Source organism: Enterobacter cloacae complex sp. R_G8, assembly GCF_024599795.1.
GTDB lineage: Bacteria > Pseudomonadota > Gammaproteobacteria > Enterobacterales > Enterobacteriaceae > Enterobacter > Enterobacter dissolvens.
Genome location: NZ_CP102246.1, coordinates 4,397,947 through 4,414,320, shown reverse-complemented (window position 1 = coordinate 4,414,320; position 16,374 = coordinate 4,397,947). Strand labels below are relative to the sequence as shown.

Genomic DNA, 16,374 nt, shown 5'->3' with positions numbered 1-16,374 from the left:
AACAATGAGGAAGAGCTTGTGGAAAAAGCCAAACGGGTGGTCTGGCGTCTGCTGGCGGCCAGCGTATGCGTAATGGCGGTAAGCCAGGCGGTGCATGCCGATTCACTGGATGAACAACGTAACCGCTACGCCCAGATTAAACAGGCGTGGGACAACAAACAGATGGATACCGTGCAGGCGCTGATGCCGACGCTGAAGGACTATCCACTCTACCCCTATCTGGAGTATCGCCAGATTACTGACGATCTCATGAATCAACCCACGGTCACCGTGAATAACTTCATTCAGGCGAACCCGACCCTGCCGCCCGCCCGGAACCTGCAGTCTCGTTTTGTAAACGAGCTGGCGCGTCGTGAAGACTGGCGCGGGCTGCTGGCTTTTAGCCCTGACAAGCCGAACACCACAGAAGCCCAGTGTAATTATTACTATGCGAAATGGGTCACCGGTCAGCAGGAGGAGGCCTGGGCCGGGGCAAAAGATCTGTGGCTGACCGGGAAAAGCCAGCCGAACGCCTGTGATTCGCTCTTTGGCGCCTGGCGTGCTTCCGGTAAACAGGATCCGCTGGCTTACCTTGAGCGAATTCGTCTGGCGATGAAAGCCGGGAACACGCGTCTGGTGACCGCCCTGGCGGGGCAAATGCCGTCGGATTACCAGACCATTTCGACCGCCGTGATGTCGCTGGCAAACGATCCCAACAGCGTTCTGACCTTTGCCCGCAGCACGGGAGCGACCGATTTTACCCGTCAGATGGCGGCGGTGGCCTTTGCCAGCGTGGCGCGTGACGATGTTGAAAACGCGCGGCTGATGATCCCGCAGCTGGTGCAGGCCCAGCAGCTCAATGAAGAGCAAACCCAGGAACTGCGCGACATCGTGGCGTGGCGACTGATGGGCTCGGACGTGACCGACGAACAGGCCCGCTGGCGGGACGATGCCATTATGCGCTCCAGCTCCACGTCGCTGGTGGAACGCCGCGTGCGCATGGCGTTGGGGACCGGCGATCGAAAAGGCCTCAATACCTGGCTGGCGCGTCTGCCGATGGAGGCCAAAGAGAAAGACGAATGGCGCTACTGGCAGGCGGACCTGCTGATGGAGCGGGGACGCGATGATGAAGCCAAAGAGATCCTCCACGCGCTGATGCAGCAGCGTGGCTTCTACCCGATGGCGGCCGCGCAGCGTCTGGGTGAGGAGTACACCTTCCGCATTGATAAAGCACCGGCGAACGCCAGCCCGGCGTTGACCCAGGGGCCAGAAATGGCGCGCGTGCGCGAGCTGATGTACTGGAATATGGACAATACCGCCCGTAGCGAGTGGGCGAATCTGGTGACCAGCCGCACGACGGATGAAAAAGCCCAGCTTGCGCGCTACGCCTTTGATAACCACTGGTGGGATCTGAGCGTTCAGGCGACGATCGCTGGCAAGCTGTGGGATCATCTCGAAGAACGTTTCCCGCTGGCCTACAAAGATCTGTTCGATCGCTACACCAGCGGCAAAGATATTCCGCAAAGTTATGCCATGGCGATTGCCCGTCAGGAGAGCGCCTGGAACCCGAAAGTCCGTTCCCCGGTAGGGGCCAGCGGCCTGATGCAGATTATGCCGGGCACGGCGACGCATACGGTGAAGATGTTTAATATCCCGGGATACAGCAGTCCATCACAGCTGCTGGATCCGGATACCAACATCAACATTGGTACCAGCTATCTGCAGTACGTCTATCAGCAGTTTGGTAACAACCGCATTTTCGCCTCTGCGGCGTATAACGCGGGCCCAGGGCGCGTGCGTACCTGGCTGGGTAACAGTGCCGGACGCATCGACGCCGTGGCGTTTGTCGAGAGCATTCCGTTCTCAGAAACGCGTGGCTACGTGAAGAACGTGCTGGCGTATGATGCCTACTACCGTTACTTCATGGGGCAAAAAGATACCCTGATGAGCGACGCGGAGTGGCAGAGACGTTACTGATCGGGATGGGTTGTGTTATGCTGTACTCGTTAATGAGTACAAGAGGCAGCATAACATGACCCAGCATTCCCCGTATTCCTCGGCACTGGCCGAACAACGTCATCAGGAGTGGCTTCGTTTTGTGGAGTTGCTTCGCCAGTCTTACGACCAGGATCTGCATTTACCCCTGCTGCAACTGATGCTGACGCCAGACGAACGTGAGGCGCTGGGAACGCGCGTGCGAATCATCGAAGAGTTACTGCGCGGTGAGATGAGCCAGCGTGAGCTCAAAAACGAGCTGGGCGCGGGTATCGCGACGATCACCCGCGGTTCAAACAGCCTGAAGTCTGCGCCAGTTGAGCTGCGTCAGTGGCTGGAAGCGATATTGCTGAAAAACGCCGGATGACGGCTGCGCCTTATCCGGCCTACACGTTCAACGATAAATGGCGTTATGAAACGGGCTTAACGCCAGGATCACTGCCTGATGGTAAACGCTTGAGCGCGTAAGCGCGCCAGCGGTAAAGACGCCAATCGCCCCTTCTTTGCGACCAATCTCATCAATGCCGGTGTATTGTGACATCACCGGCCCGAGCGCCTCACCTGCGCGGACCTTTTCCAGAATGATCTCCGGCAGCGGCAGGGTGGCCGAGCGTGCTTCACCACGCTGTTCGCGGCTTTCGATAACCACCCAGCTAAACGTCGCGCCTTCGTCAATTCCCGCTTCAATCGCTACCCAGAAGTCGGCATCGGGTGCGGCCGCTTTCGCATTGAGCACGCGATTTCGTGCGCCAGCGCGCGTTTCTTCGCTGCCAAACGGCTGTTCAGGAACGCCACTCTCGACGCCGATGGCATCAATATGGCAGGATCCTTCGCCGAAAATCTCTTCAAATGCCCTTAGAATTGCCTGAATTTTGGCAGGATTGGTGGTAGCAGAGACAACATGGTGCATAATTAAGCTCGATTCAAAAAAAACTCATCGCAGTATAACGGAAAAAAAGCATGTTACAGGTATACCTTGTTCGCCACGGTGAAACGCAGTGGAACGCCGAGCGACGTATTCAAGGCCAGTCCGACAGTCCTCTCACTGAAAAGGGTGTGCAGCAAGCGTGGCAGGTGGCAGAACGTGCCAGAACGCTGGGCATTACCCATGTCATCACCAGCGATTTAGGTCGCACGCAGCAGACGGCGCGCATTATTGCTGATGCCTGTGGTTGTGATGTGATGCTTGAACCACGCCTGCGCGAACTGGATATGGGGGTGCTCGAAAAACGCCATATCGATACGCTGACGGAAACGGAAGAGGGCTGGCGTCGCACGCTGGTCAACGGTACCGAAGATGGCCGTATTCCTGAGGGTGAATCGATGCAGGAGTTGAGCGTGCGTATGCATGCTGCGCTGGCAGAGTGCCTGAAGCTGCCCGCCGGAAGCCGTCCACTGCTGGTGAGTCACGGAATTGCGCTGGGCTGTCTGGTGAGCACCATTCTGGGGTTACCGGCCTATGCTGAACGCCGCTTGCGCCTGCGCAACTGTTCTATTTCCCGTATTGATTATCAGGAAAGCGCGTGGCTGGCGTCGGGGTGGGTCGTGGAGATGGCAGGGGACATTTCGCATCTTGATGCCCCTGCACTGGATGAACTGCAGCGCTAACGACGTATCGGAATTAAGAATTCCATCCGCAGATTAATGGGGCCTTCTTCCGGTTTTGCATCGCTTGCCGGGTAGTAGCGCTCAATATCCTGACCTTTACGGCGATTCAGGTTCAGCATAGGCATGCATGTTCCGTAAACGGTCAGGATAAATTCCTGTACGCCCGTTCCCAGCCCTTCATAGGAGAACATCACGTACTCTCCGCCTTCCAGCACGACCGGTTTTGAACCCTGAATATAGCCATTGGCCATCTCCGGCGTTAACGCGGTGGTGTAGAACACCTCCTGCTCGTCGTCTTTTTCCTGGCTTGGATGCGTTTCGTTGAGACCATACAGGATAGGCGGGATCGCCGGTGCATGGCTCAGGAAGTCGCGCCAGAACTGAACGCGCATTTGATGGCGGAACTCGGAAATCTGCTCCAGAGAACAGGTGTAGCTCTGTGTCGTACCGATCAAATGGGTTTCCGGCAGGGTAATGATTTCGTACTTCGGCATGGCGAACTCGCCCAGGCGCAGCGGCGGGCGCATACCGTATGAGCTCCAGTCCGGTGAACGTCGATAGAGCGCTGGCGTCAACGAGAACTGTTTTTTAAAGGCTCGGGTGAACGTTTGTTGTGAATCGAAACGATACTGCAGGGCAATATCGAGAATAGGCCGCGCGGTCAGGCGCAATGCCACGGCAGATTTTGATAAACGACGTGCGCGAATATAGGCACCGATAGCATGACCGGTGACATCCTTGAACATCCTTTGCAGATGCCACTTGGAATAGCCTGCTTTTGCCGCCACATTATCCAGTGACAAAGGCTGGTCGAGATGACCTTCCAGCCAGGTGAGCAGGTCGCGAATAATTCCAGCCTGATCCATATACTATCCTCATCCTTAAAACAGCAGGTGCCTGATAACAGGTTAGCGGATAATAGCATTTTTTGATGTTTTAGCATTCAGTGTTTTTTTTGCTCATTAATGCTTTTTGTCCTGCGTTTTGGGTGAATATATTCTAATCCTGTGATCTTGCTACATTTTTGTCTAACGTGTTGAATAATCGCTCAACGTAATATTAAGAAATGGTAACAATATGAAATATAAGACTTTGCTCTTAACTGCCTTACTGCTGATGGTTGGCCGCGCGGCGCAGGCAGAACAGATTGGTTCTGTCGATACCGTCTTTAAGATGTTTGGCCCTGACCACAAAATTGTGGTGGAAGCGTTTGACGATCCGGATGTGAAAAACGTCACCTGCTACGTTAGCCGGGCGAAAACCGGGGGAATCAAAGGCGGGCTGGGGCTGGCCGAGGATACATCCGATGCGGCCATCTCCTGCCAGCAGGTGGGCCCGGTTGAGTTGAGCGAGAAAATCAAAAACGGCAAAGCGCAGGGGGATGTGGTATTCCAGAAACGGACTTCACTGGTTTTCAAAAAGCTGCAGGTGGTGCGTTTTTACGATGCTAAACGTAATACCCTGGCCTACCTTGCCTACTCCGACAAAGTGGTGGAAGGCTCACCGAAAAACGCGATAAGCGCGGTGCCAATCATGCCATGGCGGGAATAAAAAAACGGCGCGAAAGCGCCGTTTTTTTATGGTGCTCACTGCGGGATCACTCCTGCAGGTCACCGCAGAAGCGATAGCCTTCGCCGTGGATCGTGGCGATGATTTCCGGCGTATCTGGTGTAGATTCGAAATGTTTACGAATACGACGGATGGTCACGTCTACAGTACGGTCGTGTGGCTTCAGCTCACGGCCGGTCATTTTCTTCAGCAGTTCTGCACGGGACTGAATTTTGCCCGGGTTTTCACAGAAGTGCAGCATGGCGCGGAATTCACTGCGCGGCAGTTTATACTGCTCACCGTTCGGGCTGATCAGTGAACGGCTATTGATATCAAGTTCCCAGCCGTTAAATTTGTAGCTGTCTACGCTACGACGCTCTTCGCTGACGGTGCCCAGGTTCATGGTGCGGGACAGCAGGTTGCGTGCACGAATGGTTAACTCGCGAGGGTTAAACGGTTTGGTGATGTAGTCATCCGCACCGATTTCCAGGCCAAGGATCTTATCAACTTCGTTATCACGGCCTGTCAGGAACATTAATGCGACGTTCGCCTGTTCACGCAGTTCACGCGCCAGAAGAAGGCCATTTTTACCTGGCAGGTTGATATCCATAATGACCAGGTTGATATCATTTTCAGAAAGGATCTGATGCATCTCTGCGCCATCGGTCGCTTCAAAGACATCGTAGCCTTCTGCTTCGAAAATGCTCTTTAACGTGTTGCGTGTTACCAACTCGTCTTCAACGATAAGAATGTGCGGGGTCTGCATGTTTGCTACCTAAATTGCCAACTAAATCGAAACAGGAAGTACAAAAGTCCCTGACCTGCCTGATGCATGTCGCAAATTAACATGACCGGGCTAACGTGACTAAAGTACGTAATTGCGTTCTTGATGCACTTTCCATCAACGTCAACAACATCATTAGCTTGGTCGTGGGTACTTTCCCTTTGGACCCGACAGTGTCAAAAACGGCTGTCATCCTAACCATTTTAACAGCAACATAACAGGCTAAGTGACACCTGACACCCAATAAAACTACGCTTCGTTGACATATATCAAGTTCAATTGTAGCACGTTAACAGTTTGATGAAATCATCATAGCTAAATGCTAGCCTTTGTCACAATTTTTCAATAAACCAACTAGTTGCGGACATTGATTGATAAACAATACGAATCCAACCCAGAAACGGTATTCATACAGTCATTATCATTATAAAACATAAGGATAATAGGGTTCTGTTAACATACTAACTGATTGTTCAGTCACAAAATAGTTTAGCGTCTTTAATTTGTTATGAAACGCTATTTCGGTGATTTGTGTTGCAAAATTGTAAATTCGCGCTGCGTAATATGTTGAAGTGCATCACATTTATCCCCGCTAACTGATTAAAAAGAGAACATAAATGCATCTGTCGATTGTACTGGTCGCGCCAGCCAGAGCAGAAAATATAGGCGCTGCGGCGCGTGCCATGAAGACCATGGGGTTCACCGATTTGCGCATTGTGGACAGCGTTGCGCATCTGGAACCTGCGGCGCGCTGGGTGGCGCATGGTTCGGGTGATATTCTCGATAATATAACCACTTACGCTACGCTCGCCGATGCCTTGCACGATATCTCATTTACCGTTGCGACCACGGCGCGCAGTCGGGCGAAGTTCCACTATTACGCCACGCCAGCAGAACTGGTACCGATGCTGAGCGAGAAAAGTCAGTGGCTGGAAAAAGCCGCGCTGGTATTTGGGCGGGAAGATTCAGGATTAACAAACGACGAACTGGAACTCGCGGACGTGCTGACCGGGGCGCCGATGGTGGCGGATTATCCGTCGCTGAATTTAGGTCAGGCGGTGATGGTTTATTGCTATCAATTAGCATCCCTAATACAAATTCCACAACCGCAAGCGGCGGGGACAGATGAAAACCAGCTGGCCGCGCTGCGCACGCGCGTTGAGCATCTGCTGGCGCAACTCGGCGTGGCTGACGACCAAAAAATGGCAGATTGGTTGCAGCAGCGTCTTGGCCGTCTTGAGCAACGGGACACTGCAATGCTGCACCGTTTGCTGCACGATATCGAAAAAAAATTAGCCGAGTAAAATGCTGCCATAAGTTTTTACTATGGCGTAAGCGTCTGACATTGAGGGTTGCCTCTGGCGGAATCGGATGAAAATAAATCTGCACGCAGCGGGACGTAAGAACGTCCCGAATTGTGATCAAATTAAAAATTCATTGACTTAAGGTGCCCGATCCTTTAACCCTAAAAGAATACAGCACAGACAGATAATAATGACAGAGTACACAACATCCATGAAACGCATCAGCATCACCACCATTACCACAACCATCATCATTACCACAGGTAACGATGCGGGCTGACGCGTACAGGAAAAACAGAAAAAAGCCCGCACCTGAACAGTGCGGGCTTTTTTTTCGGCTAAAGGAAACGAGGTAGAACCATGCGAGTGTTGAAGTTCGGCGGTACATCAGTGGCAAATGCAGAACGCTTTCTGCGTGTTGCCGATATCCTGGAGAGCAACGCCAGACAGGGACAGGTCGCGACCGTACTCTCTGCGCCGGCAAAAATCACCAACCACCTGGTGGCGATGATTGAAAAGACCATTGGTGGTCAGGATGCACTCCCGAACATTAGCGACGCCGAGCGTATCTTCGCCGAGCTGCTGCAGGGGCTGGCGGAGGCACAGCCAGGTTTCCCGCTCGTACAGCTGAAAGCCTTGGTAGAACAAGAATTTGCCCAGATTAAACATGTCCTGCACGGCATCAGCCTGCTGGGTCAGTGCCCGGACAGCATCAACGCGGCGTTGATTTGCCGCGGTGAGAAACTCTCTATCGCCATCATGGCGGGCCTGCTGGAAGCGCGCGGCCATCACGTCACGGTGATTGATCCGGTTGAAAAACTGCTGGCGGTGGGCCACTACCTCGAATCCACCGTTGATATTGCCGAATCAACCCGCCGTATCGCCGCGAGCAAAATACCGTCTGACCATATGATCCTGATGGCGGGCTTCACCGCCGGTAATGAGAAGGGGGAGCTGGTGGTGCTGGGCCGTAACGGCTCCGACTATTCTGCTGCCGTGCTGGCCGCCTGTTTACGCGCGGACTGTTGCGAGATCTGGACTGACGTTGACGGCGTATACACCTGCGACCCGCGCCAGGTACCGGACGCCAGGCTGCTGAAGTCGATGTCTTACCAGGAGGCGATGGAGCTTTCCTACTTCGGCGCGAAAGTGCTTCACCCGCGTACCATCTCCCCGATTGCCCAGTTCCAGATCCCCTGCCTGATTAAAAATACCGGTAACCCGCAAGCGCCTGGCACGCTGATTGGCGCCAGTACCGATGAAGATGGCCTGCCGGTGAAAGGCATCTCCAACCTGAACAATATGGCAATGTTCAGCGTCTCCGGGCCGGGTATGAAAGGGATGGTCGGCATGGCAGCGCGCGTGTTTGCCGCGATGTCCCGTAACGGGATCTCTGTGGTGCTGATCACCCAATCCTCATCCGAATACAGCATCAGCTTCTGCGTGCCGCAGGCGGATTGCCTTCGCGCCCGTCGCGCGCTGGAGGAAGAGTTCTATCTGGAGCTGAAAGAGGAACTGCTGGAGCCGCTGTTCATTCAGGAGCGCCTGGCGGTTATCTCAGTCGTCGGTGACGGCATGCGCACGCTGCGCGGCATCTCCGCTAAATTCTTTGCCGCGCTGGCGCGGGCCAATATCAACATCGTGGCCATTGCCCAGGGCTCCTCCGAGCGTTCGATTTCGGTGGTGGTTGATAATGATGACGCGACAACCGGCGTACGCGTGGTTCATCAGATGCTGTTCAACACCGATCAGGTGATTGAGTTGTTCCTGATTGGCGTGGGCGGCGTGGGCGGTGCGCTGCTCGAGCAGGTGAAGCGTCAGCAGGAGTGGCTGAAGAAGAAGCATATCGATCTGCGCGTCTGCGGGATCGCCAACTCAAAAGCGCTGTTGACCAACGTTCACGGGCTGAACCTGGAAAACTGGCAGGCCGAGTTGAACGAGGCAAAAGAGCCGTTCAACCTTGGGCGTCTGATCCGTCTGGTGAAAGAGTATCACCTGCTGAACCCGGTGATTGTCGATTGTACGTCGCACCAGGCGGTTGCCGATCAGTACGCGGACTTCCTGCGCGAAGGCTTCCACGTGGTCACGCCGAACAAAAAGGCCAACACCTCGTCGATGGATTACTATCACCAGCTACGTCTGGCGGCGAGCAAATCGCGTCGCAAGTTCCTGTACGACACTAACGTGGGGGCGGGCCTGCCGGTGATCGAAAACCTGCAGAACCTGCTGAACGCGGGCGACGAACTGCAACGTTTCTCCGGCATTCTCTCCGGCTCGCTGTCCTTTATCTTCGGTAAGCTGGATGAAGGCATGAGTCTTTCAGAAGCGACCCGCGCCGCGCGTGAGCTGGGCTACACCGAGCCGGATCCGCGTGACGATCTCTCCGGGATGGACGTGGCGCGCAAACTGCTCATTCTGGCGCGCGAAACGGGCCGTGAGCTGGAGCTTTCCGATATCGTGATAGAACCGGTGCTGCCGGCTGAATTTGACAGCAGCGGTGACGTCAGCGCCTTTATGGCCAATTTACCGCAGCTGGATGACGCTTTTGCCGCACGCGTGGCGAAAGCCCGTGATGAAGGTAAGGTATTGCGTTATGTTGGCAACATTGAAGAAGATGGCGTGTGCCGGGTGAAGATTGCCGAAGTCGATGGCAACGATCCGCTGTACAAAGTCAAAAACGGCGAAAACGCCCTGGCGTTTTACAGCCACTATTATCAGCCATTGCCGCTGGTGCTTCGCGGCTATGGCGCAGGGAACGATGTTACGGCGGCGGGGGTGTTTGCCGATCTGCTGCGTACCCTGTCATGGAAGTTAGGAGTTTAACATGGTCAAAGTTTATGCCCCGGCTTCCAGCGCCAATATGAGCGTCGGGTTTGATGTGCTGGGTGCGGCGGTGACGCCGGTGGACGGTTCACTATTGGGCGATACGGTCACGGTGGAAGCGGCAGAAAGTTTCAGCCTGAACAACGTGGGACGTTTTGCCAGCAAGCTGCCGTCCGAACCGCGCGAGAATATCGTCTATCAGTGCTGGGAGCGCTTCTGTCAGGAGATCGGTAAAAACGTGCCGGTCGCCATGACGCTGGAAAAAAGTATGCCGATTGGCTCGGGTCTGGGGTCAAGCGCCTGCTCTGTGGTGGCCGCGCTGGTGGCGATGAATGAGCACTGCGGCAAACCTCTGAACAATAGCCGTCTGCTGGGGTTAATGGGCGAGCTGGAAGGCCGTATCTCCGGCAGCATCCACTACGACAACGTCGCGCCGTGTTTCCTCGGCGGTATGCAGTTGATGATCGAAGAAAATGGCATCATCAGCCAGCAGGTGCCAGGGTTTGATGAGTGGCTGTGGGTGCTGGCCTATCCGGGCATTAAGGTCTCCACCGCGGAAGCGCGTGCGATCCTGCCTGCGCAGTATCGCCGTCAGGACTGTATTGCCCACGGGCGTCACCTGGCAGGCTTTATTCACGCTTGCTATACCCGTCAGCCACAGCTGGCGGCGAAACTGATGAAAGATGTGATTGCCGAACCGTATCGTACGAAGCTGCTGCCTGGCTTCAATGAGGCGCGACAGGCATCGCTTGATATCGGCGCGCAGGCGTGCGGCATCTCCGGCTCCGGCCCGACGCTGTTCGCCCTGTGCGATAAGCCAGACACCGCGCAGCGCGTGGCGGACTGGCTCTCTAAACACTACCTGCAAAATCAGGAAGGCTTTGTTCATATTTGCCGTCTGGACACGGCTGGCGCACGAGTACTGGGATAACGAATGAAACTCTACAATCTGAAAGATCATAACGAGCAGGTCAGCTTCGCGCAGGCGGTGACTCAGGGACTGGGCAAAAATCAGGGGCTGTTCTTCCCTCACGATCTGCCGGAATTCCAGCTGACCGACATTGATGAGCTGCTGAAGCAGGACTTTGTTACCCGCAGCACGAAAATTTTGTCTGCGTTTATCGGCGACGAAATCCCGCAGGAGCTGCTGGAAGAGCGCGTGCGTGCGGCGTTTGCCTTCCCGGCACCGGTTCAGCAGGTTGAGCCGGATGTGGGTTGTCTGGAGTTGTTCCACGGCCCAACGCTGGCGTTTAAAGACTTCGGCGGCCGCTTTATGGCGCAGATGCTGACGCACATCAGCGGTGACAAACCGGTGACCATTCTGACCGCCACCTCCGGGGATACCGGTGCCGCCGTGGCGCATGCCTTCTACGGTCTGAAGAACGTCCGCGTGGTGATCCTCTATCCGAAAGGCAAGATCAGCCCGCTCCAGGAAAAACTGTTCTGTACCCTCGGCGGCAACATTGAAACCGTAGCAGTAGATGGCGACTTTGATGCTTGTCAGGCGCTGGTTAAGCAGGCTTTCGATGATGAAGAGCTGAAGGCCGCGCTGGGGCTCAACTCTGCCAACTCCATTAACATCAGCCGTCTGTTGGCGCAGATTTGCTACTACTTCGAAGCGGTTGCCCAACTGCCGCAAGAGGCGCGCAATCAGCTGGTGGTTTCGGTACCGAGCGGAAACTTTGGTGACCTGACCGCGGGCCTGCTGGCGAAATCACTCGGCCTGCCGGTGAAACGCTTTATTGCGGCGACCAACGCCAACGACACCGTGCCACGCTTCCTGAAAGACGGTAAATGGGCGCCGAACGCGACCCAGGCGACGCTCTCTAACGCGATGGATGTGTCACAGCCAAACAACTGGCCGCGTGTGGAAGAGCTGTTCCGTCGTAAGGTCTGGCGTCTGGGCGATCTGGGCTATGCGGCGGTCACGGATGAAACCACCAGAAGCACCATGCGTGAGCTGAAGGCGGTGGGGTATACCTCTGAACCGCATGCGGCGATTGCTTATCGTGCGCTGCGCGACCAGCTGAATCCCGGTGAGTATGGCCTGTTCCTGGGGACGGCGCATCCGGCAAAATTCAAAGAGAGCGTGGAAGAGATTCTGGGTGAAACGCTGCCGCTGCCGAAAGAGCTGGCGGATCGCGCTGACCTGCCGCTGCTCTCCCACGAGCTGCCCGCGGATTTTGCCGCACTGCGTAAGCTGATGATGACCCGAGCGTGATTTTTTGCCCGGTGGCGCTGCGCTTACCGGGCCTACAACGATCTCAATCGTAGGCCCGGTAAGCGCAGCGCCACCGGGCTTTTTTGTGAAGAAATTAAGGAGAAAAATAGCAGGGAAAAAGCAGAAATTCCCAATAAATGCGGTCACTTAGCGTTTAGGATTGCAGAGAATAACATCCCCGGTTCCCCTCACGTAATCTCCTTACATCGGCCCACGTTGGGCAAGAATCATAAGGAGTCACCGATGTCTAAACTGAAACCTGCGCTGATGGCGCTTTCACTGATGCTGGTCGCTCCCATGGCGGTACAGGCATCCGAAATTACTCTGGTTCCGGCGGTCAAACTGCAGATTGGCGATCGAGATAATAACGGTCATTACTGGGACGGCGGCCGCTGGCGCGACCATGACTGGTGGAAGGCGCATTATGACTGGCGTGATAACCACTGGCGTCCGCATGATGAGCATCGCGATCGTGACGAGCGCCATGATCACCGCCACGACGATCACCGACCAGGCCCGGACTGGAAGCATCACTAATACAAACCCCGCCAGAAGGCGGGGTTGTTTTTTTACTGTTCGTGACGCTTAAACACCAGTTCCCCTTTCCCCGACGCGTCCTCGTCAAAGAAATACCCCTCTCTGTTGAATCCGGTCAGCTGCTCAGGCTTCGTCAGACGGTTTTGAATGATGTAGCGGCTCATCAGGCCACGCGCTTTTTTGGCATAGAAGCTGATGACCTTAAACTTGCCGTTTTTCTCATCGAGGAAGACCGGTTTAATAATCTGTGCATCCAGCTTCTTCGGCTTCACCGACTTAAAGTATTCATCGGAGGCAAGGTTAATCACCACGTTATCACCCTGCGCGTGCAGGGCTGCGTTCAGCTTATCGGTGATAATGTCGCCCCAGAAATGGTACAGATCTTTGCCTTTGGCGTTTTCCAGGCGGATGCCCATCTCCAGACGATAGGGCTGCATCAGATCAAGCGGGCGCAGCACGCCGTAGAGACCCGAGAGCATACGCAGATGCTGCTGGGCAAAATCGAAATCGGCTTCGCTGAACTCTTCAGCCTGCAGACCGGTATAGACGTCACCTTTGAAGGCCAGAAGCGCCTGGCGGGCATTTGCAGGGGTGAAGTCAGGATGCCACTCGTGGAAGCGGGTCGCATTCAGATCGGCGAGCTTATCACTGATGCTCATCAATGAGGCGATTTGCGGCGCGGAGAGCTTACGTGCCTCGTGAATCAGCTGTTGCGAGTAGTCCAGCAGTTCAGGCTGGGTATAACGCTCAGTCGCGAGCGGGCTCTGGTAGTCGAGCGTTTTTGCAGGTGAAATCAGAATCAGCATATCCAGTCCTTGCAGGAAATTTAGAGCGACTTTAGCAAAAAATCGCCCTGAATTGATCGATAGCTGTTATTGCCGTGGCAAATCATCCCAGGCGCCGGGCGCAATCTGCGACTTGATTTCGGGATAGCGCGCGGCATCAAAGACGGGGGGGATACCCAGTTTGCGCTGGCGTAGATAATCTCCGGCGATAAGGTTCACAACAGGAGAGAGCAGCAAAATCGCCGTCAGGTTAGTGATAGCCATCAACGCCATAATCACGTCCGCCAGCTGCCAGACCAGCGGCATGCTGAGCAAAGAACCCGCTATTACCATTAATATCATCCCCAGACGTAGCAGGTTGCGCACAGGACGGGTGTTGAACTTCAGGAAAATGAGGTTGTTTTCGGCGTAAAGGTAATTGACGACCATCGAGCTGAAGGCGAACAGCATCAGAATGAGCGAGACAAATCCGGCCCCCCAGCCACCGGTAAGGTTCATCAGCGCCTGCTGAAGAAGCTGTATCCCGGCGGCTTCCGATGAGTGCGGTACCGGGCCGGCCAGCAGCAGGATCATGGCGCTGGCGGAACAGATAATAATCGTGTCCGTAAAGACGCCAATCATCTGCACAATCCCTTGCGCGGCCGGGTGAGGAGGCCACGACGCAGCCGCCGCGGCGGCATTTGGCGTAGATCCCATTCCGGCTTCATTAGAGAACATGCCGCGCTGAAAACCCGCCATCAGCGCCTGGCTAAAGGTATAGCCCAGCGCGCCCGAAGCGGCTTCACGCCAGCCAAAGGCGCTTCTGAAGATGGTCGCAATCACATCCGGCACCTGGTCGATATGCAGCGCAGCGACCAGCAGGCTGGCCGCAACCCAGAGCAGCGCCATGACGGGAACCAGCCATTGCATCAGACGGGCAGTGCCCTTGAGTCCGGTAGAGATAGTCAGCAGTATGCAGAGGGCTAACACCACGCCGGTTAACCATTCCGGACAGGCAAAGGCATAGCGGAGGGCATGGGCGACAGAATTTGCCTGAACGGTGTTGAAAATCAGACCATAGGCGACAAGCAAGAATAGCGAGAACAGCACGCCCATCCAGCGCATCCCTAAGCCTCGAGCCATGTACCAGGCCGGGCCGCCGCGAAACTGGCCGTTGTTGTCTTTTTCTTTGTAGAGTTGAGCGAGAGAACATTCGGCAAACGACGTTGCCATGCCGATAATTGCCGTAATCCACATCCAGAAAACCGCGCCCGGTCCGCCGGCGCTGATAGCCAGCGCGACCCCCGCCAGATTACCGCTGCCAAGACGTGCCGCGAGGCTGGTACACAGTGCCTGGAAAGACGTTAATCCACCCGGTTGCGGTGTGACGCTGTTTTTCAGACTTCTGCCAAATTTGCGGATATAACGAAACTGGATAAAACCGCTGCGAAGCGTAAACCAAATACCTGCTCCGAGAAGCAGGTAAATCATGATCGAACCCCAGAGAACTTCGTTAATAAAGAAAAAGAAATCAGGCATTAACGTCCCTCTTGTTGATGCCAGGGCAATTATGTAAGCGCTACCACATATTGAGCGTGCTGTTACTTAGCTGCCTGTTAATATTTCGAGTTTATCATACAATGGTGAAGCGCACTGTCTGCGGTTGCGCTACCCCTCCGTCGTGTTATCATCAGGGCAGACCGGTTACATCCCCCTAACAAGTAAACCTGTCATTTTTCCGCTGCAGACATGCTGTCGGTAGCGTGAATTATCCAGGGCACGTTAAAAGAGAAACACTATCATGACGGATAAATTGACCTCCCTTCGTCAGTTCACCACTGTCGTAGCTGACACCGGAGATATCGCGGCAATGAAGCTGTACCAGCCGCAGGATGCCACAACTAACCCTTCTCTGATCCTTAACGCCGCACAGATCCCTGAGTATCGCAAACTGATTGACGACGCTGTGACCTGGGCGAAAGCACAGAGCAACGACCGCGCGCAGCAGGTTGTGGATGCCACTGATAAACTGGCAGTGAACATCGGTCTGGAGATCCTTAAACTGGTTCCTGGCCGTATCTCTACCGAAGTGGATGCGCGTCTCTCCTACGACACCGAAGCGTCTATCGCGAAAGCAAAACGTCTGATCAAAATGTATAACGATGCGGGTATCAGCAACGACCGTATCCTGATCAAACTGGCTTCTACCTGGCAGGGTATTCGCGCGGCTGAACAGCTGGAAAAAGACGGGATCAACTGTAACCTGACGCTGCTGTTCTCCTTCGCGCAGGCGCGTGCATGTGCGGAAGCGGGCGTATACCTGATTTCTCCGTTCGTGGGCCGTATTCTGGACTGGTACAAAGCCAATACCGACAAGAAAGAGTACGCTGCATCTGAAGATCCGGGCGTGATTTCCGTGACTGAAATCTACGAATACTACAAACAGCACGGCTATGAAACCGTTGTTATGGGCGCAAGCTTCCGTAACGTGGGTGAAATCATCGAGCTGGCTGGCTGTGACCGCCTGACCATCGCACCAGCGCTGCTGAAAGAGCTGGCTGAAAGCGAAGGTACCATCGAGCGTAAACTGTCTTACACCGGTGAAGTGAAAGCGCGTCCAGAGCGTATCACCGAATCCGAGTTCCTGTGGCAGCACAACCAGGATCCGATGGCGGTAGACAAACTGGCAGACGGTATCCGTAAGTTTGCTATCGACCAGGAAAAACTGGAAAAAATGATCGGCGATCTGCTGTAATCATTCTGCGTGACCGGGCTCCCGGTCACGCGACTTCTTTCGTACTCTGTCTGAAT

Annotated in this window: 17 protein-coding genes and 1 other annotated feature; of the genes, 12 read left to right on the top strand and 5 right to left on the bottom strand. The window is 54.8% G+C overall.

Annotated features, from left to right (window positions below; translation table 11 throughout):
• Positions 1–18: 18 nt before the first annotated feature.
• Together sltY and trpR are read left to right on the top strand one after the other, a co-directional pair.
• Complete coding sequence (gene sltY / locus NQ842_RS20810; RefSeq protein ID WP_083021540.1) at positions 19–1,956, top strand: murein transglycosylase; 1,938 nt, start codon at positions 19–21, stop codon at positions 1,954–1,956.
• A gap of 55 nt (positions 1,957–2,011) precedes the next feature.
• A complete protein-coding gene (trpR, locus tag NQ842_RS20805) occupies positions 2,012–2,341 on the top strand; it encodes a trp operon repressor (protein ID WP_014830588.1) in 330 nt (109 codons plus the stop codon).
• Positions 2,342–2,368: 27 nt separating this feature from the next.
• Here the strand turns inward: trpR and yjjX are convergent, their stop codons facing one another.
• Positions 2,369–2,884 (bottom strand): inosine/xanthosine triphosphatase, encoded by a 516-nt coding sequence (gene yjjX / locus NQ842_RS20800; RefSeq protein ID WP_014830589.1) that lies wholly within the window; start codon positions 2,882–2,884, stop codon positions 2,369–2,371.
• 50 nt (positions 2,885–2,934) lie between these two features.
• Between yjjX and gpmB the strand changes: the two genes are divergently transcribed.
• Entirely contained in the window at positions 2,935–3,582 is a 648-nt protein-coding gene (gene gpmB / locus NQ842_RS20795) for a 2,3-diphosphoglycerate-dependent phosphoglycerate mutase GpmB (RefSeq protein WP_008502057.1), read from the top strand.
• Here the strand turns inward: gpmB and robA are convergent.
• The gene (gene robA, locus NQ842_RS20790; protein ID WP_013095505.1) at positions 3,579–4,448 is read right to left on the bottom strand and encodes an MDR efflux pump AcrAB transcriptional activator RobA; all 870 of its coding nucleotides are present in this window, start codon (positions 4,446–4,448) and stop codon (positions 3,579–3,581) included. The two genes, gpmB and robA, sit on opposite strands and share 4 nt — an antisense overlap.
• Positions 4,449–4,659: 211 nt before the next feature.
• Here robA and creA point away from each other — a divergent pair, with 211 nt between their 5' ends.
• Entirely contained in the window at positions 4,660–5,133 is a 474-nt protein-coding gene (gene creA / locus NQ842_RS20785; protein ID WP_014830590.1) for a protein CreA, read from the top strand.
• A 46-nt stretch (positions 5,134–5,179) separates the two neighbouring features.
• Here the strand turns inward: creA and arcA are convergent, their stop codons facing one another.
• Positions 5,180–5,896: a two-component system response regulator ArcA gene (gene arcA / locus NQ842_RS20780; RefSeq protein WP_003856501.1), complete on the bottom strand. Its 717-nt coding sequence runs from the start codon at positions 5,894–5,896 to the stop codon at positions 5,180–5,182.
• A gap of 95 nt (positions 5,897–5,991) precedes the next feature.
• Here arcA and yjjY point away from each other — a divergent pair, with 95 nt between their 5' ends.
• From yjjY to NQ842_RS20745, 7 genes are all read left to right on the top strand, one after another.
• The gene (gene yjjY, locus NQ842_RS20775; RefSeq protein ID WP_001541509.1) at positions 5,992–6,132 is read left to right on the top strand and encodes a protein YjjY; all 141 of its coding nucleotides are present in this window, start codon (positions 5,992–5,994) and stop codon (positions 6,130–6,132) included.
• A 399-nt stretch (positions 6,133–6,531) separates the two neighbouring features.
• Complete coding sequence (locus NQ842_RS20770; protein WP_014830591.1) at positions 6,532–7,218, top strand: tRNA/rRNA methyltransferase; 687 nt, start codon at positions 6,532–6,534, stop codon at positions 7,216–7,218.
• Positions 7,219–7,429: 211 nt separating this feature from the next.
• Positions 7,430–7,498 (top strand): thr operon leader peptide, encoded by a 69-nt coding sequence (thrL, locus tag NQ842_RS20765; RefSeq protein ID WP_015572623.1) that lies wholly within the window; start codon positions 7,430–7,432, stop codon positions 7,496–7,498.
• Positions 7,437–7,554 (top strand) — a sequence feature (Thr leader region). (Overlaps the previous gene by 62 nt.)
• Before the next feature lie 24 nt (positions 7,555–7,578).
• A complete protein-coding gene (gene thrA / locus NQ842_RS20760; RefSeq protein WP_257256271.1) occupies positions 7,579–10,041 on the top strand; it encodes a bifunctional aspartate kinase/homoserine dehydrogenase I in 2,463 nt (820 codons plus the stop codon).
• Position 10,042: 1 nt separating this feature from the next.
• Positions 10,043–10,972: a homoserine kinase gene (gene thrB, locus NQ842_RS20755; protein ID WP_013095510.1), complete on the top strand. Its 930-nt coding sequence runs from the start codon at positions 10,043–10,045 to the stop codon at positions 10,970–10,972.
• Between the two features lie 3 nt (positions 10,973–10,975).
• A complete protein-coding gene (gene thrC, locus NQ842_RS20750) occupies positions 10,976–12,262 on the top strand; it encodes a threonine synthase (protein ID WP_014830593.1) in 1,287 nt (428 codons plus the stop codon).
• Between the two features lie 243 nt (positions 12,263–12,505).
• A complete protein-coding gene (locus tag NQ842_RS20745) occupies positions 12,506–12,799 on the top strand; it encodes a DUF2502 domain-containing protein (protein ID WP_047360286.1) in 294 nt (97 codons plus the stop codon).
• 32 nt (positions 12,800–12,831) lie between these two features.
• Here NQ842_RS20745 and yaaA read toward each other — a convergent pair whose 3' ends face one another.
• Positions 12,832–13,605, bottom strand: coding sequence for a peroxide stress protein YaaA (gene yaaA, locus NQ842_RS20740; protein ID WP_047360287.1), 774 nt, complete (start codon positions 13,603–13,605; stop codon positions 12,832–12,834).
• 66 nt (positions 13,606–13,671) lie between these two features.
• Positions 13,672–15,102: a sodium:alanine symporter family protein gene (locus NQ842_RS20735; RefSeq protein WP_047360288.1), complete on the bottom strand. Its 1,431-nt coding sequence runs from the start codon at positions 15,100–15,102 to the stop codon at positions 13,672–13,674.
• A 262-nt stretch (positions 15,103–15,364) separates the two neighbouring features.
• On the opposite strand from NQ842_RS20735, the gene tal reads away from it, so the two are divergent.
• Positions 15,365–16,318 carry a transaldolase gene (gene tal / locus NQ842_RS20730; protein ID WP_013095515.1) on the top strand — a complete coding sequence of 318 codons (954 nt, stop codon included), beginning with the start codon at positions 15,365–15,367 and terminating at the stop codon, positions 16,316–16,318.
• Positions 16,319–16,374 lie beyond the last annotated feature (56 nt).